Genomic DNA, 20,685 nt, shown 5'->3' with positions numbered 1-20,685 from the left:
GTAGATCCGGAACCCATGGGACACGGGAAGGGGTGAGTAGGACGTCATATGCTGCACGTGAACTGACCCCGATACTACACCTTGTAGGCCAAAAAATATCGTGTGGAACCATGTAGTTCCGCGCCAATTCTTTACCTAGAAGTTGTGGTATGATGGACGCACACAGTAGTTGCGCCAGCGATTGGCGCGGCCCCAGAAGCATGGTCTGCGGTCTCCATTCCACCCATTCAAAACATCGAATAGCCTTCTTTTTTATGAATAGAGAGCATGCAATGTTCAACATGGTGACACGTACCGATAATCAAGACGAAAAATCCAACATGATGAAAGTGCTGGATTACGCCTATGAAAAAGCCACAACTGGCGGATTGGGTTTGGAAACAGCCATAGAACTTGCAGAAGATTATCTTCAGAAAAATGACGGAGATCCTGAGAAAGCGGCCGAGAGCCTCATCAGTTGGCAGATAGCCAAAGCGGGCACTGCCGGATTTTTATCGGGGATGGGTGGATTGATTACGCTGCCCGTGGCCATACCGGCAAATATCGCCGCTGTAGTGTTCATACAAATACGAATGTCAGCGGCCATTGCGCATATGGGCGGCTATAACTTGCAACAGGATCAGGTGAAAACATTTGTATACATGGCTTTGACCGGTAATTCGATTGCCGACATCGCCAAAGATTTTGGCATAAAGTTCGGCGTGAAAGTCGCCGAATCCGCCATTAAAAAAATTCCCGGAACGATTTTGATGAAAATCAATCAGGCGGTAGGGTTTCGGCTGGTCACAAAAGCGGGAAGTACAGGCCTCATCAATATGGGGAAACTCGTGCCCTTCCTTGGTGGAGCAATTAGTGGGGCTTTTGACTCTGTGACGACGCGGATGATCGGCAAAACAGCCAAGAAGATGTTTATTACCGAGGGGGTAACCTACTCCGATGAATAGAGAAAACGACATGAAGAAAAACTGCGTCGTCACCCTTGTCGTGACCACAGCCCTCAATGAGGTTGAAATAGTCACCGAACTGCTGCATCCCCGATGGGAACGGAAGCAGGCCCATTAACGCCCACCCAGAGAGAACGAAACCATGAGCATCTTGCAAGAATTGGAAGCCGCCAAGAAAGCCAAAGAAGCCGCTGATAAACGGGTAGAGGAGCTTCTCAAAAAAGCCAAGGACGAAGGATTGGCAGAAATACGCCGGATCGTCGAGGACTTGGGATTGAGCGCCAAGGACCTCCTGAAACTGGTTCCTTCTGAACCGCAGAAAACGCGTCGCGTGCGCAAGTCCCCAGCCTTTTGGTATCAGCATCCAACGGATCCCAATCTAGTCTGGAAAGGAGCAGGACCCAAACCTGCCTGGTTCAAGGAGTTGAGTGAAGAAGCCCAACAAGCCTGCAAAATAGTGGCAGGTTGAATCGATGAAAGCCTCTACTGGCAGTAATGTGGCCTCCCCGCAAGCGCTCGCCATCACCGCATTGGCAACGCGCTATCTGCTGGACAATGAATTTTCTGTGGAACCCCAGTTGGGGGAAGCCGTGGACGCATTACTCGTCGAAGAGGATGAAGAAACCCTGCAAACCATCTCCCTGCTGCTGTATGAAAAGGATCCGGAAGCCTCTGAAGATTTCTGGGATTATGCGCGGGAACGGGCAGAAATGTTCCTGACCGAAGAAGGACAGGTCAGCACCCTGTTTGCCGTACCGGTACGGCATCCAGAATCCATTCAGGGATTTTCGGCAGAACGGGCTGCGGCTTCCTTTTTTACGCACGGACTTGTCTGCGCAAATGCCAAGGTTACCTTTTATCCCGCCCCCGTAGATGGTGGGCAACTGCTGAATATGTCTCCGGTAGAAGTGTTTCGCCTCCATACGGCACTGGGCCAGGACTATCGGGAAGCCGCCACCTTGCTCAGTACACAAGCCTATGCCGAAGGCACGCATCCCTATATTTGCTTCATCGGGATTGTCAGCTACTCCGCGCAAATGCCAGGGCATTGTGTGGCTTGGGAGTTACCTTCGGATGACTTTGTGCGCCGCATTCAAAACTGGACGGAACAATCGGATCTGGCCGTGTTGGGACTGAATAGGCAGCAGAGCGTGCTGGGATATCCGGGTCGAATGGTGTTTGCGGTTCGCGAAGGGGCACAGGAATATCAGGATATCGTTCTGGAGGAATTTGTGAACCGAGTGGTTGGGGAAAAGTCGGGCAATATTCTCGCCCGTCTGCAGGATCACCCGATTATGGAAGGGCTCACGCTGGAACTTTATGATGCCACCCAGGAATATGGGGCACTCTATATCCCCTGGAAACAGTTGGATCAGACCCGTGCGGATGTCATTGAGCGGATATTCGATTTACTCCAAGAATCGGGTGTCATGGGCCTCATGTTTCAGGACTATGAGGCGGGTGAAATATCCCGAGTGCAGCACTAATGGAATGGGTCAGCCTGTGAGCAATCCGGAGGGCGTGCATTCACCCAACGGAGTTGATTATGCGTGATCTGCGACAGGCTGGTGGCTTCCACCTCTCGAAAAGTGGCGTAATAGGGCGGTTCCAGTGCCGCTCCATTCTTGGACGGCATCATGTTCATTGGTCCGTGATGATGTATGGTAGGCGCGTAAACCAATCTGAATTCCTTTGGCCTATGGAGAATTCTTGGGCGCAGATCATGGGCCTGATCTCTTTGTTTGCAAGATGATGGGAAAATCCTATGGTTCGTAAAAAAGAGGCAACTTTATGCTACGATGCGAAAGCCCTCCATTCATAAAAAAGTTGCAACCTGCATGACCGTTACATCTTTAAAAAAACGTCCTCTGTCCTCTGAGGCATCGTTGCAAAACCCTTTGGTGATTATCACGATCGGGGTCACGGCTTCCGGAAAAAGCACCTGGGCGCAGCAGATGCAGAAAAAGTACAGCACACTGGATATAGCGATCATCCAAACGCCCGAAGCATCTGCCAGGAACCAAACACAATGGCTCAACACGGTGAAAGCAGCCCTGCATCACGCCGTGATCATATTGGACGGCAAAAATTTGGATGATGCTCAATTCTGCTGGGATATTCAGACGCTCAGAGCATTGGGTGTCAAGGGGGTTGTCATCCAGTATTTTGCGCCGGAAAGCCTGTTTGTTCTTCTGTCCAGAAGTAAGGGCGTCGGTGGCGAACAAATTCGCCATGAACTGCAGACCATCCAAAGTCAGGCGCATTATCTGAACCTGCTAGATGCAGAAGGGTATACATCTGACTAAAAACGGTTATCTATTTTCCGTGTAAAGAATTGGACATGTCGATAGAACGGGGAAAAATGCCACAGGAAACTGCCAGCAACTCCGAAGCAGATTATGGAATGACCCGACTGGATTATGCGAAATCGAAAGGGTGGTGGGTAAGGCTGTATCGCCCAGGATCGAAAAAACCGGATGCCAGCAAGCTCTTTTCTGACTCCGCGCATAATGGTTACGAAGCAGCGCGCATCGCTGCTCGAACATGGCGGGATGAAAAAATGGCAGAACTGGACATTCAGCCCAGACAGCGGGATGGAAACGGCCATTTTACGACGTATAGCCGCAACCGATCAGGAAAAATTGGGGTGCGGTTATGCCATGATTACACTGCGGACGGCAGTATTTCCCGGATCTACTGGGAGGCCAAATTCATGGTGAATGGCAAGCAGCGGGTGCGCTCTTACTCGGTGTGGAAATATGGCTATGAATGTGCCTGGAGATTGGCGATTGCCGAACGCCAGCGGCATGACGGTGAACCGGTTCCGGACACGGTTCCAGAACGTCCGGACTGGTTGGTGGCACTCGCTGTTACGCACGGTTTAACGTTATAACGGGCTTACTGCACTACTGCAGCTGACGCGTGGACCATTCCAAGAAGACCAAGGTAGTTGCAGATGCAGCATTATTTGTTATAGTTGTTTCATGAAGTGGGGGATCGCTCATGACGCAAACCGCAGTCATCTCAGACAGAGAAAACAAAATCCACGATCGCATAGTCTTGGCAAAGATGCTCATGAAGGCCTTTGAGCTCTGGATGGTGGACAATGAAGGGCAACTTGCCTTACTGGGTTTGGCGGCCGAGAACCGCGCAGCCCTCAGTCGGTATCGCAAAGGAGAACCCTTAGGCGCAAATAGGGATCTGCTAGAACGTGCGGGCCATTTACTCGCTATCCATAAAAATCTGCGATTACTGTTTCCACATGACCGGGATTTGGCTTATCAGTGGATGACCACCCGTAACCGTGCGTTCGATTATCGGACTCCCGTAGAAGTGGTCCGCGAGTGGGGATTTACCGGATTGTTGATGGTGCGAGCCTACCTGGATCATGCCAGGGGCGGATGATTGTGGCGGAGTCATTTTATGACGGTCTTACCCTGGCGGATACGCACCATACCTTGATTCGCAATATCATCAGTTTGCGGGTATCGGAAGACCTGTTTAACGATCTGTCGGTTAACCCAGAAGACTGGACTGTGGCACAGCGGTACGAAGCCTCTGCCAAGCCGCCCCACTATACTTCTCAGGCGCCGGCCATTGACCGACCCTTCGAGGAAGCGGAATGGTTCGCTGCTATCTGGTTTCCATTTAAAAACTGGACGGTAAGCCGATACAGCGATGGTTCCTTTGGCGTTTGGTATGGTGCGGATACGGTGGAAACCTCCGTCTACGAAACGGTACACCACTGGAGGTCACGGCTGTTGCGCGATGCGGGCTTTGAGCAGATGGTGATTTCTGGTGGTCGGGAAAGCATTACCGTGGATCGTTTATTATATGGGGTCCGTTGTGACGCTGCTTTGGTGGACCTGCGCCCACATGTCGCAGAGTATCCCGCGCTGGTAGATGCAGAAGGTTACCATTTTACGCAGCCGATAGGAATCCGATTCAAGACTGAAGGACACCCCGGGCTGGTTACCATCTCCGCACGATGTATCGGGGATGTGTTTGCTGTGCTGAATCCGGAGGTGTTATCGCATCCCAAAATTCAGTCCTATTTGACGTATCGACTGACGCTACATGGAGTGCAGGTGAATCGGGAAGCTGGCGATTCGAAAGGGGCGGATGCGGCATGGATGTGTGTCCCCTAGCGAGATCGCGAAAACCGCAAAAAAAATGTTGAAATGGGGCAAGATGCCTTATCCTCCAAAACCTATTCGCTGCCGGTTGTAAGGACTTAAATTATGCAACTGTTCCTGACCAAAGAAGAATTATGGTGGACCCATGAGCCAAGACAAATGAGCGAGAGTTTAAGCTAGTCTGGTTTCTAACCTTGCAGCAGAATGGTGCTGCCCCAAATCGTCCCTGAGTGATGGTCATGCTGCAACCCTTCGGATAGCGGTCCACAATGCAGGCACAGCCCTCTTGCCCTGTCAGGTATCCCTGATCTGGTGTCAGATAGCCAAGGGACTGATGCGGGCGCGACTATTGTAAAATACAAAGTGGGCAGTCAGCCCATCCATCAGTTCTGGTACATGAGCATAGCCCCGCAGGGAAATATCCTCATGCTTCACACTGCGCCAGAGCCGCTCCACAAACCCCCTAGATGCAAATGCATATGCATTTGCAATGCATTTGCATAAAAAAACCTAATAAATTCAATGGGCGTTTTTCAATATTTTATTTGGCTACTTATGAGCGCGATTTTTTAACGATATGAGGAAATAGCCCCATGCCCCAAATCTCTGTTGAACGTCAGACCTCCTATCGTGCCAGACGGCCCTTTGCAGGTACTGACAACAAATGGAGAACGCCAAATCAACACCTGGGTGAAAACGGGGACGTATCTGCCGACTGGACAAGATAATTGTCGCTGAGCACAGGGCTCTATGTCAGATTAAGTGGGCTCAGGGGTAGAATCTGGGGTATGTGACGCATGAAGACGAGGACTGGATTGGCTTGTGGCGTTCGCTGTTTCGCAAGGACTGGCGTTATAATGGGCATGGTAACTTCATCAAAGCATACCCAGAAGGCTAGGCAAAACGGCAATGTGCCTTGCCTTTCGAAATCATCTCACTACAGGATTTGAACGATGCATTTTTTTCTAACCAAGGAAGAATTACGCAAATCCGGCAAGGTCTTTTGTGAGGATTGCCAGCATTTTGAATCGGGCTCCACCTTGGGCGGTCTGGGTTTTTGCGCGCTCACCAAAAACCGACAGGCGAGGGTGGAAGAAACCGGTAAAACCGTTTCGGACCGCCAAGGGTTGCCACCCGACACAACCCCAGAACTGGGTTGCGCCGCGTGTTATCCTATGGCACCCAGAGTGTGCGGTAAATTTCGGGATAGAACGGCAGTAGCCGCGTTATAATTGTTATAATGTATGTCTAATGGATGTTGACATTGATGCGTGAAAAGGCAGTGTGGTGCTGGTTTCTATTCGGGAAAGGGGTGAAAAATGCTGAACGGAAATGACAAGGAACGTCTCGAAAAAGCGGCTCAATCGGCTGATTTATTTGTACAAGACCTGCAGGATTTGGCGAAGGCCGAGGATGTTCTTTTGGCGAATATTGCAGAGGAGCTGCTCAAACATGCGGCAGTCCTTGAACAAAGGTTGTGCCGGATCGAGCATGTAACCAATACAGAGTGAGGTGATGGGGCATTTTCCCGTAGTGAATCGGTAAATGACCTCAAGATTCTATGTGAAGGCTTGAAGCAGCAATTCAATGTGCTGAATTAAAATGTTTTTTGTAAACCCACATCCGCCTACACCCACCAAATCAGTGCAGAATCGAACGGCGCCGCGTTCCCTGCCTTCCCGTCTTGACCGACAAAACGCAACCTTCCACGTAAAAACTCCGGTTTTCCACCGCCTTCGAGAGCTTTGTGCCACCAGTTCGTTCCAGTCCTGGCCGGCACGAGGGCGATCACTTTAACCCCCAATATGGCTTCTGCGACCATTTTATCAATCCATAGTGACAGTGCTTTACCGTACGGTGGATTCACCCATACCACAGAGCCAGAATCGCCCCAGGAGCGGGATAAACCATCATCGGCCAGTGCATAGCGATTGACACACGGGATAGACCTCTGTCCATCGTCAGGAGAACAGGGATCCAGATCGAATTGCTGAATACCTAAGCGTGACAATACGTTTTGCCATACCTCTGGTGGCGTTTGCCATGTCATATCTTTTGAAGCATGCAGGGTTTTCCAGCGCGCACTTTTGCCTTCGGTAAGCACAACCCGAAAGTCAGCCGCTTCAGCAAGCTTTTTGTAGCTCGCAATAGTCCCGCCACCATACTGAAGCAGGCGATAAACCGTATCAAAACCGATACCAGAAGCGCGACATGCGGCTCGGATCCCGCCTAACGCGTCAACAATCTGGGCGGGCGACGGATTTGGTGCATGGACGGCAACCATGCTGCCAATGCCGGATAGCGCGCGTCTGCGAGTATGGGCTGCTAGATTAGGGCGGATTTTCAGTGTAATGGTGCGGGTCAAAATTGGTACTTTCCCAATATTGGACAGTGACAGATTCGGGAGCGAATTATTACAGATTCAGGAACGCAGAACAAGATGATGTGCGCTTTTGACGACTCCAGCCAAGAAAAAGAAAAAAAGACTAAAAGAACGTTTGCCATTCATGGTATTATTCGGAGGGCAATGCCTTGAACCGAAAGGGTGTAACTTTTAGTCAAGACCTGAACCAGTCTGGGGTATCCGTATCTATCTTTATTTTATCTTTATAGAATACAGATAAAGAATATTCTGCTTCACCAAGAAATTTCATTTTCTCGTAGGATTTGTCGAATCCGTGTTGGGGAGCAGTCAAACTCTTCTGCAAGTTGTTTTATGGCTTGAGCCTTAGTCGTTTCGTCATTTCTCCGAAGTGATTGCGCTACTTGAAGCATTTCTACCTTGTCAACTTTGATTGGTCGGCCTTTTCCCTTGCCTGAGTGGTAATAATCCGAAGCGTTATTCTGGGCATACCAGGACTCTTCTTGGAAAAGGCACATATATATGGCGACAATGGTGGGATGAAAAGGGATATCTTTATCGAAAACAAATTGCCCCACAAGCTGGGTTAGGTTCATTGGGGAGTGCTGCGATGAATCAATGAGAGACTGGACCATTTTTACGAACTTTTCTGGTCTAGCGATTGGTGGAAAGGATCGCTGAGCTTCATCAAGTAGCCTTTGCAAGGTGGGCGTGTCAACAGGCTGATTTTTTTTAGACGAAAATAAGGTTTTAGTGATACAAAATAAATCATTTCCGAGTATTTTAACCTCATTTAAATTATCCAAATTTATGTGCATCAGGAGGTTTGTTTTCCACGGTATCAGTTCCGGATCATTTGCATTACGCGCTACATTTATTGCCTTTTCCTTTCTTTGCCGGACCAGTTTCTCTTCTTGGGCGATGTACCGCTTGCGGGCTGCCAGATAGCGACTCATATTTTTCTGTGGGTCGTGCAAAGCGCAGGTTTTACCAGTTGATGATTTCGTTTCCCCTGAGCGCTCCGGTATTAATCTAAAGCAATACCGGCAGTGTTTTCTGGCAAACAGCTCTTTTAAGTTCGGGTCTCTCTTGCGCGAACGCTCAATGTGCTCATTCTCAAATTTTTCGCGTGACTCGCTTTCCCGCCGTGAAAGAGCCAGCGCTTTGTCGTCCTCGTGCCGACGTAACAACGTGGCAAGACCGTTAAAAAAATTATTTAACTCGCTACAAATAAGGTCGGGACCATGTTGACCATAATCTTCTCCCCAAACATCGAAGTCAGCGATGGGACTATCGCCAAAACCTTTTCGCCGATAGGCCTCTTCCAGTTTTTCGGCCAGTTCGACAGGGCCGAATTCTTCGTCTTTGCAATCTGTTGGTTTAAGTATAAAAAAGATACGCCCAGTACCATGAAACGTTTTAGTGGGTTCAACTTTGTGAATTTTCTCAGCCAATCCCTCCGAAAACCTAGAATCAAAACTCCCAGGATTATGCTCAAAATCAGCTAATACCTTATCCAGTACTTGCCAACGCTCGTAATAATGTAGTTTGTCCGTAGGAATGTGCATGCGGGGTTCCAATGTCAATTTCAGGAATCCACGAAGACTACGACAGTGGTCTACAAGTTGTGTACGCAATAAATTCTTATTGGAACGAGTTTTTGCCATTGTTTCTGCCTTTATATCTCCTATCCATTCAGTATGACATGAAATGAAAAAAAATGAAAAAGTTGCAGCGTGATGGAGTTACGTTATCCCGACATAATGCAATCCGGTTGAACACAAGGAGGTACACATGGTCACAGTTGTTACGAAACAGCAGCCACACAGGCTACTTAGATTTAATGAGGTCAAGTACCGAACCGGTCTCTGTCGGACCAGTATTTACAATCGCATCGCGAATGGTGAATTTCCATCGCCCAGAAAACTCGGCCGCATATCCGTGTGGTTAGAGGCCGAAATAGACCAATGGGTTTTAGATATAGCCCAGACGCAGAAAGGAGGAAATCTGTAAATGTCTAACTATTGGAATAAAAAATCGAAAATTTTAGCTAAACGAGGAAAAAATATGAAAATGGATCAAGCTAAACAGGCTCCCAATCAAGAACCTTTTGATTTTATGTCTACAGCTCAGGTGAGTCCTGAATCTGACGCAAGCTCCTGCATAGCGCTTAATCCGGTTGTTGGCCTGTCTGCTTTGGAAAGTATGAGTGAAGTCGTAACTAAAGATGCGGACAAAACGACACAGGTTCCCACGCCGGAAAATGTTGATGTCAAGACTCCCGAACGGACGATACCTGAAGCTTATTCCCATTCTAGTACCGCCCCAAATCCCTTTGACCCGAGCCATTTTGCAGTACCGACCACGGTGACGGGGGCGTTCGATGTGGTTAAGCAACTGGTAACTTGTCCGGTTCGCAAGCCCAATCGCAGGGAGTTTGTGCGGATTCACCCAGAATTTTCTCTCAGGGTGTTTATTCTGGAACTGAAAGAGGAACGCGAAACTTATCTGGTTGAGCCATCAGTGGTTGCAGGTCTGTCAGACGAAACACGCATCGTGACTTTGCATCTCGCTGTTAATCGGCAAGGGGCAATATTTTTGTGGCCGGTGCCGGAGCCCAGCTTAGATGGAAAGGAAAACGACTGGTGGACTTCTACCCGAATTGCTGCGCAGCGCGCGCGGACGGATTGGATCCGCATGGTCGCCAATATGTCACTGGGCGCTTACGATGTTTTTGTCGCAGCGGGTGCACTGGGAAACCCGATATGGCCAAACCAAACGATGGCGGAGATTTTACAAGTAGCCTTCGGTGATAGGTACATCATCCGGGATCTCGACCATCCGGTTGTTCGCCGTCTGCGCGGCCTGGAATGAGCAGTGGGATTCAATCTTCATTATCGCGCCATCTGGATACTCGATTTCGAGTACACAGCAAGTGTAGGTGATTGCCCAGAGCCCGTTTGTATGGTCGCCCACGACCTGGTTTCTGGGCAATGGATTAAGTTATGGCAGGATGCACTGAACAAAGAGCCGCCCTTTGATTTAGGTGCCGATAATACCCTGTATGTGGCCTTTGCGGCCCAGGCTGAATGGTCATGTTTTTTGCAACTGGGTTGGCCTATGCCGGTAAGGTGTCTGGATTTGTATGCGGAATTTGTCTGTTTGCACAATGGTAGTGTGAACGGCCAGTTCTACCCGAGCCTGCTTGCAGCTGCAAGACATTATGGCATTTCCAGTATGGTTGCTTCGCGGAAGGAATTTATGCGGGATCTGATCCTAAGCGGTGGCCCTTGGACCAGTGCCCAACGCGCTGACATTCTGGACTATTGTGCCGGCGATGTTCAAGCCACCACGGATTTGTTGCGAATCATGCTTCCGCAAATTGCAGAGAATCCCCAGCGATTGGGGCAAGCTTTGCTCCGTGGTCGTTATACTTGTGCAGTATCCAGAATGGAACGAAACGGCGTACCCATTGATGTTGTGTTTTATCGACGATTGCAAAAGGGGTGGAATGAAATAAAACTCAAGCTCATCGCGGAGATAGATCGGGACTTTGGTGTCTTTAATGGAGCGACATTTGTGGCTGACCGTTTCGCCGATTTTCTCCAACGCGCTCAAATACCGTGGCCGCGACTACCCAGTGGTCGACTGGCTTTAGATGATGGCACATTTAAAAAGCAGGCTAAGGCACACCCAATGATCGCTCGATTACGGGAGTTGCGTCAGGCTTTGGCAAAACTGCATCAGGCGGATTTTCCCATTGGTTCTGATGGTCGTATGCGTACTAGCTTGCACCCGTTTGCGAGTAAAACCGGAAGAAATCAACCCAGTAACTCAACATTCATTTTCGGGTCAGCGCGATGGTTGCGCAGCCTGATTAAACCTGCACCAGGACGTGCACTGGCCTATGTCGATTGGTCGGCGCAAGAGATCGCCATCGCCGCTGCGCTGTCCGGTGATCATGTCATGTGGGAAGACTATATTTCGGGCGATCCGTATCTTGCATTTGCTAAAAAAGTAGGGCTTGCACCAGCCGATGCCACTTGTTACACCCATAAATCTGAACGACAACGTGCGAAGGCTATCGTGCTTGGGGTCGGATACGGCATGAGCGCTGAATCCATTGCGCTGCAAGCCGGAGTGCATTTTGAAGAAGCACGCACGCTGTTACGTCAGCATCGGGAAACCTATAAGGCTTTTTGGCAGTGGGTCACAAATAATCAGAATGCGGGTCTACTCGGGCTGCCCTTGCAAACCACTTTTGGCTGGACTTGGCGCGCGGGTCATGGTGCCGAACCCAATCCCCGATCATTATTGAACTGGCCCATGCAATCAAACGGCGCTGAAATGCTGCGGTTGGCATGTTGTGAGTTGACGGAAAACGATATCCAGGTATGTGCGCCTGTGCACGATGCACTTCTGGCCGAAGCAGATATTGCTGAGATAGATGATGTCGTGAAGCGGACACTGTCGGCGATGGATCACGCGAGCGAATTAGTTTTAGGAAAGGGGCGAGTTGTGCGTACCAATGTCGATGTGGTGTGCTTCCCCGATCGTTATGTGGAGGAGGCCGGTAATGACTTATGGCATCGGATCACAATGCTTCTGAATGAATTGCCAATGAATGATGATGGCGTCGTCTCAAAATAACCCATTGGAGTGTTCTCGGCTTCATCCAACCCGTTTGTTACCATTAATGATTAGGACTTGATTAGAACCATGACCATCAAAAAATTCAATCGAACTCAATTTGATTGCAGACAGATGTTGCCGCAAGGAGATCCAGATTTGGACTTGTTGTCTTCCGCTGTAAAACTGGCGGTGCCGAGCATTAGACAACGCGAATATTATATCCCGGCGATCCCATTGCGTTTTTTGAGAGAAGCAGCCACTGCTGGGGATGCTTTGCCTGTGCTGCTCGTGGCATTGGCTATGATGCGAATGAAGGATTTGAATGAAATAGCATTGGGGCCAGCTCTTTGGTCGATGATTGACAATCCCGGCCCGCGTGTTCGAGCACGCTTACTGAAGCAGATTGCGGCGTTGCCAGAAGAATTGTGTACACTAGAACCCCGTCGTGGCAGGCCGCATTTGCTTAGAACTGGTCCGGATTGGCCTAAAAAAATGACGCGCCGGAAACAGGAATAAATTAATCCAGTTTCGGGGGAGGGTAGGAGACTTACCGTGCAATCTGTGATGGACTGCTGGTCGTTCTATAATCAGTAGCTGCGTTAGTCACCCTGCAGAGTATGCCAACCTCAAAAAATTCAAGCCACAAGCCCCTTAAAAGCACGAATGGCCGCATGAGGATCGACGGCCACAATCTGTAAAAGTGCCCTGGCTGGTCCCGCAGGTCGTACCCGTTTTTGTTCCCAATTCTGCAGTGTCTTGAGCTTTACCCTGATCATCAGAGCGAACTGCGACTGTGAAAGGCCTGTGGTTTCACGGATGGCTTTTACGTCGGGATCCGGAATGTGGATAGTCCGCGTATAGGCAATTACCTGGTCGGCTTGTTCCTCGCCAACTTCTCGTACTAACCACTTCGATAGCTCCAGTTGCACAACCGTGGGGACGATACAATGTGATTTTTCTGGAAACTGTTTTCCCAGACGCCTACCGGTGGGCGTGTCAGCAAGCCATTCAATCCATGCTGAGGTATCGACCACGCAAGGCACTAAATCCATCAGAATCGATCCTGGCGATCACGCCAATCGTCAATGCGAGCCCCTTTAGCAAGGCCGACTAACTGTTCCTTCTCGGGCACGGGTAACACCAGAACACCCTTGCCTTTGGGGATGAAGACAAACTCTTGTCCGGCTTTCCAGTGCTGTTCATCCCGCAAAGCCTTGGGAATGGAAATCTGGAACTTGCTCGATAAAGTAGCTGTAACCTTCATGGTTCGTACTCCTTAATGATCGATGCGTTTCTGGTAAGACTAGCTGATATCAACTCGCCATGCCACGCAAATTCACAGAGCAAGCCGGGTCATATTTCAATCCTGCCCGATCGTACCGCTCTTTTGATGATTGCAAACTCAGTAACAGTATCAGTAAGTTGTCATTCTTAAACTACTCCGAACTGATCCTTTCCCCCATAGACCATAGGCAATGAGTCCATCCCCATTATTCTGAAAAACCATTTTACGAGGATGCTCCGCAGTTTCTGTTTTTATATGACGCATATTGTCGCAGCATGGTGTTACCGTATCTCCATCGCCCAACCGCAGCAAGGAGAACGCCATGAGTCTTGAATCCATCATCCATCAACAGCAGGAGACCCTACAGCGCTGGCACCAACAATCTCAGCGAGATGCCGAAGACCTCGCCGAATCACTCAACGAAAGCTTCCAAGTCCATGTCGCCGCCGAACTGGATGGCTTTGTCTGGGATTTCGCCGATGATTTTGTCACGATGATCACCGCCGAATGGGGAGACCGATATGCCAGGGAGGTCGATGCACACTGGCAAAAAACATTAGGCCGCCTGCAAAGCCAACTCGAAGCCTATGTAGGGGATGAAACGCCTGAGTATGCACAAACGGCAAACGAGCTGGATCGCCGATCCCTGTACTTTTGTGTGGATAAAAGCGTCTTCCAAAAGGCTTTTGACGCAGCCAAACCGGGTGTGCTGGGTATGCTCCTGGCACCATCCATGGACAATGAACGCTGGGACGACTGGTCAGCTGAACAAAACCAGAAAATCCTCCAATCCCTCAAAAAGGCCCTGTCTTCCATACTACCCAAGATCGCCCTCGCCATCAGTAAAACGCTGGACGATGCCTATGACGAATATGCTCAGGGGCTGGCGTTGTTGAAGCCCGGTGCTTTGGTCGAAGCGTGAAAGTTCAGGTGCCAAAGATCGTCTGTCTAACGAGATGATGAAGCACCATAGGAATTCAGGATGACCAGAATGGCTACAATGTCGTGCTTTACCTCTCAGAGGGGCAGCGGCTATAGTTCCATCAGAGATCGCTGTTATCCACCCATGAAAACTAGGCAACCGGCATGGGTGGCGCAGCACCTTAATAAGGAAAAAAATGATCAGACCAGCCGCCATGCAGTTATCTTGCCCGAATTGTGGATGGAAGAACCGTTTCCAGCCCCGCAGCGATGCCTTATTGGGACAGGAGTTACCTCAGCAATGCCCGCAATGTGGCAATCCCCATTTGCACAGTGCCACCGTCCCCTCCATCTCGGAAAGTCTGACCCAACTGCTCGGTCAAGTTCGAGGCAAAAGGTCATGACTCATTCACGCAGTAGTGGATTGGAAACAGCTCTACTACTGCTGGAGATTCTTCGACGCATTCCCCGCAAACGCTTCATCACCGCCAAGCAAATTAAAACCTCATTGGATGCAGCCGGATTCGAGCGCGATCTGCGCAGTGTGCAACGTTATCTGGATACCATCAGTCAGCACTTTGACATTGAATGCGATACCCGCAGCAAACCCTACGGATATCGCTGGCCGGTCCATGCCCGAGGCTTTACGCTGCCATTACTCAGTCCTGCAGAAGCTTTGCTGGTCCATCTGGCAGAATCCGAATTGCACGACATTCTTCCCGCTGACCTCCTGCGTGATCTGAATCCGTTACTGGAACATGCTCAGCAACAAATTGACTGCGAACCGGAAGCGCAACCGGTCCGACAATGGATCCGCAAGGTGCGGCGCATTCCGACAACGCTTCCTCTATTGCCCGCAAAGATCGCCCCCAACATCCTGGAGACGGTCAGTAATGCCCTTTATCGGGAACAGAAGCTCTACCTGCATTACCACAATGTGCACGGCGAACAGAAAGAAGCGACTGTTTGGCCCTTGGGACTCGCCCAACAAGGGAACCGCCTTTATCTGGTGTGCCGATATGAAGGCTATGACAACGAACGTATTCTGGCGCTGCCACGCATTGAGAAGGCGGAACTCCTTCCGCAACAGTTTATCTATCCCAAGGACTTTGATCTGGCGCGTTACGATGGTGAGGGTCGGTTTGCATTTGGAGAAGGAAAGAAAGTGCGCATCAGCTTTACAATAGAGAAGGCCGCAGGTTGGCATTTGACAGAATCACGACTATCTGAGGATCAGGAGATAGAAGTTCAGGGAGATTGGCTGCAGGTTCGGGCTACGGTGACGGATTCCATGTTATTGCACACTTGGCTCGCAGGGATGGAATCGCTCATATGTGATATAGAAATCAATGAAATCAGTGGATAACACTATGCGTCACATGTTGTCGCAGGCTGGTGGTAGACTATAGGTATCGGTAAGGGTTGGTAGGTTTAAAAAGAAACCGGATAAAGGTGGGTCAGGTTTCTGTGTTGGGGAACATGTTTGTTAGCTTTAACGCAAAACAGTGATGAGGAGCACAATGTCTTTTCTTAAAGAAGCGCGTCAACTGGATCGAATGATAGCTCTCGCGCTTTTGTTGATAGGACTGTGTATGGTTTTGGGTTTTATATTGATGTTCGCAGCGCTGAAAATGCTGGTATGGATCGTTTCCTGTATATGAGTGATAGGGAAAGTTGGATTGGGCGGAGTGATCATGATGTTTTACCGCAGGAAAAAGCTTGCAATGCTTGCCCTAATGATATTGGGTAAACCTACAGCGGATTGGTTCAAAAAAAATAATTTTACATCGGCTCAGAAAATGTGGGGTTGACACGCGTAACCATACCTTGAGGGAGATATGACAGAAAGTCTGAGCAATATTTCATAGGAGAAAGCATTATGCCTATAATCGTTATGTTGGTTTTGTTATTCGTAGGGTGGCATTTGGCGCATAAGGTGATGCGTACCAAAAGTGATGAGCAGAAGTTGCTAGAGGCAAGAATCTGTGTGTTAGAACACGAAATAGCACAATTGAAACAGCAGGATTTCTACACGATCAAGTAATTTTTCTCAAAGAGATTATAGATAGCGAGAAGTAAAAGGTTGATATAATAGCCATTTTCAGAGAACTTTCAAAACAGACTGGACTGTGATTTTGGCTTCACATGAGTAAAACGGAGAGTGATTTTGAACAAAAGAAAGCGCAAAGCTAAGAAAAAGCTAAAGAAGTTAAACCTATTAAATAATAAGGCTATTCAGAAGCTTGTCATGCCTAATGAGATGCGCAAGAGTATTCAAGAGCAACAGATGATGCCCAGCGATCCTTTTGATGTTTTAGTGATTGCGACCATGAGTGCTGGAAAATCAACGCTTATCAACGCGCTACTTGGCCGAGAGCTTCTCCATGCAGCTAATGAAGCGACAACAGCCTGTCTGACCAGTATTGAGCATAGGGATACAGAACAATTTTATAAAGGTTCGTGTTATGCAATATCTGGTGATAAAATCTCAATGAGTGATAATATTTCAGGCGAACAAATGCGATTATGGAATGCAGATCCAAATGTGAATCAGATCGAGATTTCTGGATCATTTTTTGGATTGCCCGGTTGTGCTCATGGCCTGGTGCTGCACGATACCCCAGGACCAAACAATAGCCGAGATGAACAACATGAGATAGTTATGCAAGAAGCATTGGATCATGTTCGATCCAAAATTATTGTTTACATTCTAAATACAGAGCAACTAGGAACCAACGATGATAAATCATTATTGATGGTAGTGCGTAAGAAATTAGAAGAAGATATCATGGTTAAAATTGTGTTTGTGCTAAACAAAATAGATCTGCTTGATATTGAAAGAGGTGAAAATGTAAGAGGCTTTATATTTAAGACTAAGGAATATCTAGAGAGGTTAGGATTTGGTAATCCGGAAATTATACCGATTGCTTCAAATTCTGCTCTTTACGCAAGAAAATTTATTAACAAAGAAATGATGACATCAATGCAGCTTAAAAATTTGAATCAATTTATTGGATGGTTTCAGGATGAAAAAAATATATTAATTGATTCTGCGATAGTAGATGATAAAATCAAAAAAGACGTATTCGACGAGTTGCACCGTTTGGAGAATGCTGCCGAAAAAAGGAAGTTTTCGAGCGCTTACATTCAAAGAATGTTGCAAATGTATCAATTGGTAGCCTGTAGCGGTATCCGGACTTTGGAATTTTTTATTCAAAATCATCATTCAGAAAGGGGCTTCGAATGAACCAGATTGAAATTACTCACAATCCGTTTACGGTAGACACAAAGTTCTTGATTAATGGACAACCACCTGCTGAAGGATGTAAGTTATCAAGTTATAAAGAATCAAGGCTTCAAATTTGGGTTGAGAGTTTGTTTGATGAATTAAATAACCTTTTTAATGGAGAGGATGATTTTCATGTTATCTTCACAGGAGTCGAGTCGGATTTTCTTGATATCCAAGCTGCTGCAATTATGGCGAAAGAAAAGGGTATACATGCAGATGTGGATTGGATTTCAGTTCAACCTGCAGAAACTCGGTTGGAAAAAATAAAAGAACTTATTAATGAAGCAAAATCGCATCCTCAGTTCGGTTCTTATCTAGATAATAATGAGAAGGTAAGAGAGTCACTTGAAGAGGCATTTAATTGTGACTTTGATGTATATGTGGTTGCCACGATGTCTGCTGGAAAGTCAACTTTGATTAATGCGATGCTCGGTAATGACCTGTTACCTGCTGCCAATGAAGCCACAACTGCAACCATCACACGCATAATAGATGATGAACAGGTTAAAGGTAAATTTAAAGCGAAACGTTTTGATGAGATGGGCAACATTCTTGAAAGTGAAGAAAATATCGGCCTGGAAAAGCTCAAAATATGGAACCAGCAGGAAGGTACGTTTCGTATCGACATTGAAGGCGATATCGTGGCGATAGAAAAGAGGGATAATGTTCGTCTGGTGCTGACTGACACTCCAGGTCCAAACAATAGCCAGAACGATGAGCATAGAAGAAAAACCATGGAGTTTATTCAGGATTCAAGACGGAATCCATTGATTCTTTATATACTTAACGGTACGCAGCTAAGCACACACGACGATAAGATTCTCCTCAACTTGGTTGCAAAGCAAATGAGTGAAGGAGGCAAGCAAAGTAAAGACCGCTTTATTTTTGTTGTCAATAAAATGGATGCGTTTGATCCAGAGAAAGGAGAAGATCCGTCAAAGACATTAGATAATGTCCGTAACTATCTAAAAAGTAACGGGATTCTCAATCCATTAGTGTATCCAGTATCAGCCTATTTGACTGGTCTCATACGCAAACCTCATGATGGACATTCACGGAAAGAGCGTTGTGATTTTCAAGGGCTCGCCGATTTATTCAGTGAACAACCATGCATGAATCTCGTCCAATATATGCCAATTACTTCACGGGTAAAACGCACTCTATCTGAAAAGAAATATACTCCTTTGATGGTAAGCAGTGGTTTGCCCGCAGTCGAAGTTATGATTGATGAGTACATCGATAAATACAATCTACCTCATCGCCTTAAGCGTGCTTATGATGCTTTGCTTCAGTCTATTAAAGTTGGTCTTAACGAAGCGCATTTGATTGAGCAATTGAATGACGACCAAAAAGTACTTGATCAACTGTTAACTGAAATACAAGAACTCAAAAATCGCAAAAAGAAAAGTTTTGATAGCGAGACCTACAAAGAGAATATTAATAAAGATGGTAAACATCTACCACAATCAACAGTAGATTTATTGGTTAAAATTGAGGCAGATCACAAAAACTATACTAAACATATTTCTGAGAGATTTGATGGAGGCGTAGATGTAAAAAAGGCAAACATGATGGTCCGAGAAGTCGAAGAGGATTTAAATGCTCATTATCAACAATTGATAAATGAATACGAAAAGGCATATATATCCTCCCAAGAGTTGATTCGATATGAGCTGGAAAATGATTATAAATTTTATGTCGCAGAATTGTTTGACCATTGTCAAAATCTTAATTTGCCTATGCTCGCGGGTATTAAACAAACGATTACTGATATTTCCGTGAATCTTATTGTTGGTAAAGAAGATATAGATACAAAAAGTGTCAAAACTGGTTCATATGAAGTAAGTGATAGTAAATGGTGGAATCCTTTTTCCTGGGGTAGTACCAAAACGAGGTCTACATGTGAAGATCAGGAGTTTGTTGATTTGAAAAAATTTTGGCAGAATCATGAATTCGATCTTCGAAATCAATATTCTACCTTACAAAAATCTGCCCGAAAAAAGATTGAAAAGAAAAAAGATGATCTTGTTGAATACTTTTTGAGTTTTATGGAAAGAGAGTTTACTAATAAGTTTGATGAATTGATCGCCTCTCTTGAAAGCAAGGTAAACGATAAAGACGAACGTGTGCAGGCAATTGAGGCGGCTAAACAAAGATTGGAGTGGATCAACGGGTTTAAAGAAAAACTCGATCGGACTATGTCCGTTTAATTTAGGGGAATCTTTATGGATAAAAAGAAGGATGAGATTAAAAAGCGCTTTATTGAGGCTCTCGATCAACCGGAAATTGAAAAGGAAAGTCTTGAGCATGTTTTATCTGAAATGATGAAGGACCATCGAGATGTCTTCGATGAATATATCGAAAATGATCTATACGAACCTATAAATTCTGATTCATTGTGTTGGAATATAAAGTATTACCTTGAACAAAAGAATGAAGCTAAACGAAATTTTTCACAAAAACGTTTAGATCATCTGATAAAAGTACGAGAATATGGTCGTAAAAAAGAGTTGAAAGGATTTCTACCCCATTCAAAGTTGGCACCAGTGACACAATCACATCCTGTTTATTCTGAAGACAGTAAATACACTCCATCAGATATTCTTGATAGATCAATTAAGGAAAATAATATGCTCGGCATACGAACGGCATTACGTATGGAGCTTTTAGATATGAACCTTGATAAGGCCACGCTACGTGCTGCGCTTAACTGGGTCAAAAAGCAATCGCCAGACTTGTGCGAGCCTTACGTTGAAAAAGATTTTTGCGGGCCAATGGATCACAATTTAGAGCATTGGGATAAGGATTACTTTTTTAAGCAGGAAGTCTATTTAGATACCAGCTTCACGGAAGAAAGATTTTTGCACATGATTGAAGTACGCGAGCATTTACGCCAGAAAAAAGTGGATGGGTTTATACCAGATAAAGCACGCCAGAAACCACATGAAACTGCACGTACAACTCAAAATACTTCTAACCAATCTGCTTCTCACGACCATAAGGAACGCAAGTTACCTCACCAGGAAGATAAAAATTTCATCAAGCTTGCACTTGTAATTGGTGGCGCGATCGCAGCGCTTGTTACCCTCATATTTATTCTATAGTAATAACGGACG

The 20,685-nt window shown here is 46.9% G+C and carries 22 protein-coding genes and 1 pseudogene; 18 read left to right on the top strand and 5 right to left on the bottom strand.

Annotated features, from left to right (window positions below; genetic code table 11):
- The first annotated feature begins 149 nt into the window (after positions 1 to 149).
- From HJG40_RS02560 to HJG40_RS02530, 7 genes are all read left to right on the top strand, one after another.
- Positions 150 to 944, top strand: coding sequence for an EcsC family protein (locus HJG40_RS02560; RefSeq protein WP_226856915.1), 795 nt, complete (start codon positions 150 to 152; stop codon positions 942 to 944).
- Between the two features lie 142 nt (positions 945 to 1,086).
- Entirely contained in the window at positions 1,087 to 1,413 is a 327-nt protein-coding gene (locus tag HJG40_RS02555; protein ID WP_215862746.1) for an H-NS histone family protein, read from the top strand.
- 4 nt (positions 1,414 to 1,417) lie between these two features.
- Complete coding sequence (locus HJG40_RS02550; protein WP_215862745.1) at positions 1,418 to 2,431, top strand: hypothetical protein; 1,014 nt, start codon at positions 1,418 to 1,420, stop codon at positions 2,429 to 2,431.
- Positions 2,432 to 2,686: 255 nt separating this feature from the next.
- A complete protein-coding gene (locus HJG40_RS02545) occupies positions 2,687 to 3,250 on the top strand; it encodes an ATP-binding protein (protein WP_215862744.1) in 564 nt (187 codons plus the stop codon).
- A 35-nt stretch (positions 3,251 to 3,285) separates the two neighbouring features.
- On the top strand, positions 3,286 to 3,837 hold the full coding sequence (locus HJG40_RS02540) for an AP2 domain-containing protein (protein ID WP_215862743.1): 552 nt from the start codon (positions 3,286 to 3,288) through the stop codon (positions 3,835 to 3,837).
- Between the two features lie 110 nt (positions 3,838 to 3,947).
- A complete protein-coding gene (locus HJG40_RS02535; protein ID WP_142086104.1) occupies positions 3,948 to 4,349 on the top strand; it encodes an MbcA/ParS/Xre antitoxin family protein in 402 nt (133 codons plus the stop codon).
- A 2-nt stretch (positions 4,350 to 4,351) separates the two neighbouring features.
- A complete protein-coding gene (locus tag HJG40_RS02530) occupies positions 4,352 to 5,092 on the top strand; it encodes an RES family NAD+ phosphorylase (RefSeq protein WP_368355867.1) in 741 nt (246 codons plus the stop codon).
- A gap of 238 nt (positions 5,093 to 5,330) precedes the next feature.
- Here the strand turns inward: HJG40_RS02530 and HJG40_RS02525 are convergent.
- A pseudogene (locus tag HJG40_RS02525) lies at positions 5,331 to 5,539 on the bottom strand (integrase core domain-containing protein); the annotation flags it as partial.
- A 494-nt stretch (positions 5,540 to 6,033) separates the two neighbouring features.
- Between HJG40_RS02525 and HJG40_RS02520 the strand changes: the two are divergent.
- Positions 6,034 to 6,312, top strand: coding sequence for a hypothetical protein (locus HJG40_RS02520; protein ID WP_215862741.1), 279 nt, complete (start codon positions 6,034 to 6,036; stop codon positions 6,310 to 6,312).
- A gap of 87 nt (positions 6,313 to 6,399) precedes the next feature.
- Positions 6,400 to 6,591, top strand: a complete 192-nt coding sequence (locus HJG40_RS02515; protein WP_193640887.1) for a hypothetical protein — start codon at positions 6,400 to 6,402, stop codon at positions 6,589 to 6,591.
- Positions 6,592 to 6,707: 116 nt separating this feature from the next.
- On the opposite strand, the gene HJG40_RS02510 is transcribed toward HJG40_RS02515, so the two are convergent.
- Both HJG40_RS02510 and HJG40_RS02505 read right to left on the bottom strand, forming a co-directional pair.
- Positions 6,708 to 7,445, bottom strand: a complete 738-nt coding sequence (locus tag HJG40_RS02510) for a DNA N-6-adenine-methyltransferase (protein WP_193640886.1) — start codon at positions 7,443 to 7,445, stop codon at positions 6,708 to 6,710.
- A gap of 272 nt (positions 7,446 to 7,717) precedes the next feature.
- Positions 7,718 to 9,010, bottom strand: a complete 1,293-nt coding sequence (locus tag HJG40_RS02505) for a hypothetical protein (protein WP_215862740.1) — start codon at positions 9,008 to 9,010, stop codon at positions 7,718 to 7,720.
- Between the two features lie 226 nt (positions 9,011 to 9,236).
- Between HJG40_RS02505 and HJG40_RS02500 the strand changes: the two genes are divergently transcribed.
- The 4 genes from HJG40_RS02500 to HJG40_RS02485 all read left to right on the top strand — a co-directional run bounded on the left by HJG40_RS02500 (position 9,237) and on the right by HJG40_RS02485 (position 12,590).
- Positions 9,237 to 9,455: a helix-turn-helix transcriptional regulator gene (locus tag HJG40_RS02500; RefSeq protein ID WP_215862739.1), complete on the top strand. Its 219-nt coding sequence runs from the start codon at positions 9,237 to 9,239 to the stop codon at positions 9,453 to 9,455.
- Positions 9,456 to 10,316: a hypothetical protein gene (locus HJG40_RS02495; RefSeq protein ID WP_193640883.1), complete on the top strand. Its 861-nt coding sequence runs from the start codon at positions 9,456 to 9,458 to the stop codon at positions 10,314 to 10,316.
- 267 nt (positions 10,317 to 10,583) lie between these two features.
- Positions 10,584 to 12,092, top strand: coding sequence for a DNA polymerase (locus tag HJG40_RS02490; protein WP_215862738.1), 1,509 nt, complete (start codon positions 10,584 to 10,586; stop codon positions 12,090 to 12,092).
- 69 nt (positions 12,093 to 12,161) lie between these two features.
- Positions 12,162 to 12,590: a hypothetical protein gene (locus HJG40_RS02485; RefSeq protein ID WP_215862737.1), complete on the top strand. Its 429-nt coding sequence runs from the start codon at positions 12,162 to 12,164 to the stop codon at positions 12,588 to 12,590.
- A gap of 119 nt (positions 12,591 to 12,709) precedes the next feature.
- On the opposite strand, the gene HJG40_RS02480 is transcribed toward HJG40_RS02485, so the two are convergent.
- Positions 12,710 to 13,126, bottom strand: coding sequence for a type II toxin-antitoxin system RelB family anti-toxin transcriptional regulator (locus HJG40_RS02480; protein WP_226856913.1), 417 nt, complete (start codon positions 13,124 to 13,126; stop codon positions 12,710 to 12,712).
- A complete protein-coding gene (locus HJG40_RS02475; protein WP_215862736.1) occupies positions 13,126 to 13,338 on the bottom strand; it encodes an AbrB/MazE/SpoVT family DNA-binding domain-containing protein in 213 nt (70 codons plus the stop codon). The genes HJG40_RS02480 and HJG40_RS02475 overlap by 1 nt, the downstream gene beginning before the upstream one ends.
- 343 nt (positions 13,339 to 13,681) lie before the next feature.
- On the opposite strand from HJG40_RS02475, the gene HJG40_RS02470 reads away from it, so the two are divergent.
- The 5 genes from HJG40_RS02470 (at position 13,682) to HJG40_RS02450 (ending at position 20,673) form a co-directional block, all read left to right on the top strand.
- A complete protein-coding gene (locus HJG40_RS02470; RefSeq protein ID WP_215862735.1) occupies positions 13,682 to 14,281 on the top strand; it encodes a hypothetical protein in 600 nt (199 codons plus the stop codon).
- Between the two features lie 399 nt (positions 14,282 to 14,680).
- On the top strand, positions 14,681 to 15,646 hold the full coding sequence (locus HJG40_RS02465; RefSeq protein WP_215862734.1) for a helix-turn-helix transcriptional regulator: 966 nt from the start codon (positions 14,681 to 14,683) through the stop codon (positions 15,644 to 15,646).
- A gap of 801 nt (positions 15,647 to 16,447) precedes the next feature.
- Positions 16,448 to 17,527: a dynamin family protein gene (locus HJG40_RS02460; RefSeq protein ID WP_215862733.1), complete on the top strand. Its 1,080-nt coding sequence runs from the start codon at positions 16,448 to 16,450 to the stop codon at positions 17,525 to 17,527.
- Positions 17,524 to 19,779: a dynamin family protein gene (locus HJG40_RS02455; protein ID WP_215862732.1), complete on the top strand. Its 2,256-nt coding sequence runs from the start codon at positions 17,524 to 17,526 to the stop codon at positions 19,777 to 19,779. The genes HJG40_RS02460 and HJG40_RS02455 overlap by 4 nt, the downstream gene beginning before the upstream one ends.
- Before the next feature lie 15 nt (positions 19,780 to 19,794).
- Positions 19,795 to 20,673, top strand: a complete 879-nt coding sequence (locus tag HJG40_RS02450) for a hypothetical protein (protein ID WP_215862731.1) — start codon at positions 19,795 to 19,797, stop codon at positions 20,671 to 20,673.
- Positions 20,674 to 20,685: the final 12 nt, after the last annotated feature.

The sequence above is a fragment of the Acidithiobacillus concretivorus genome, from assembly GCF_018853445.1.
Taxonomy (GTDB): Bacteria; Pseudomonadota; Gammaproteobacteria; order Acidithiobacillales; family Acidithiobacillaceae; genus Acidithiobacillus; species Acidithiobacillus concretivorus.
Note: the sequence above shows the minus strand (reverse complement) of the source record. Positions and strands in the feature narration are given on the sequence as shown.

Coding starts and splice junctions, on each gene's coding strand:
- HJG40_RS02560 (WP_226856915.1), top strand. CDS start 150: ATGATGGACGCACACAGTAGTTGCGCCAGCGATTGGCGCGGCCCCAGA.
- HJG40_RS02555 (WP_215862746.1), top strand. CDS start 1,087: ATGAGCATCTTGCAAGAATTGGAAGCCGCCAAGAAAGCCAAAGAAGCC.
- HJG40_RS02550 (WP_215862745.1), top strand. CDS start 1,418: ATGAAAGCCTCTACTGGCAGTAATGTGGCCTCCCCGCAAGCGCTCGCC.
- HJG40_RS02540 (WP_215862743.1), top strand. CDS start 3,286: ATGTCGATAGAACGGGGAAAAATGCCACAGGAAACTGCCAGCAACTCC.
- HJG40_RS02535 (WP_142086104.1), top strand. CDS start 3,948: ATGACGCAAACCGCAGTCATCTCAGACAGAGAAAACAAAATCCACGAT.
- HJG40_RS02520 (WP_215862741.1), top strand. CDS start 6,034: ATGCATTTTTTTCTAACCAAGGAAGAATTACGCAAATCCGGCAAGGTC.
- HJG40_RS02515 (WP_193640887.1), top strand. CDS start 6,400: ATGCTGAACGGAAATGACAAGGAACGTCTCGAAAAAGCGGCTCAATCG.
- HJG40_RS02505 (WP_215862740.1), bottom strand. CDS start 9,010: ATGCACATTCCTACGGACAAACTACATTATTACGAGCGTTGGCAAGTA.
- HJG40_RS02500 (WP_215862739.1), top strand. CDS start 9,237: ATGGTCACAGTTGTTACGAAACAGCAGCCACACAGGCTACTTAGATTT.
- HJG40_RS02495 (WP_193640883.1), top strand. CDS start 9,456: ATGTCTAACTATTGGAATAAAAAATCGAAAATTTTAGCTAAACGAGGA.
- HJG40_RS02485 (WP_215862737.1), top strand. CDS start 12,162: ATGACCATCAAAAAATTCAATCGAACTCAATTTGATTGCAGACAGATG.
- HJG40_RS02480 (WP_226856913.1), bottom strand. CDS start 13,126: ATGGATTTAGTGCCTTGCGTGGTCGATACCTCAGCATGGATTGAATGG.
- HJG40_RS02475 (WP_215862736.1), bottom strand. CDS start 13,338: ATGAAGGTTACAGCTACTTTATCGAGCAAGTTCCAGATTTCCATTCCC.
- HJG40_RS02470 (WP_215862735.1), top strand. CDS start 13,682: ATGAGTCTTGAATCCATCATCCATCAACAGCAGGAGACCCTACAGCGC.
- HJG40_RS02465 (WP_215862734.1), top strand. CDS start 14,681: ATGACTCATTCACGCAGTAGTGGATTGGAAACAGCTCTACTACTGCTG.
- HJG40_RS02455 (WP_215862732.1), top strand. CDS start 17,524: ATGAACCAGATTGAAATTACTCACAATCCGTTTACGGTAGACACAAAG.
- HJG40_RS02450 (WP_215862731.1), top strand. CDS start 19,795: ATGGATAAAAAGAAGGATGAGATTAAAAAGCGCTTTATTGAGGCTCTC.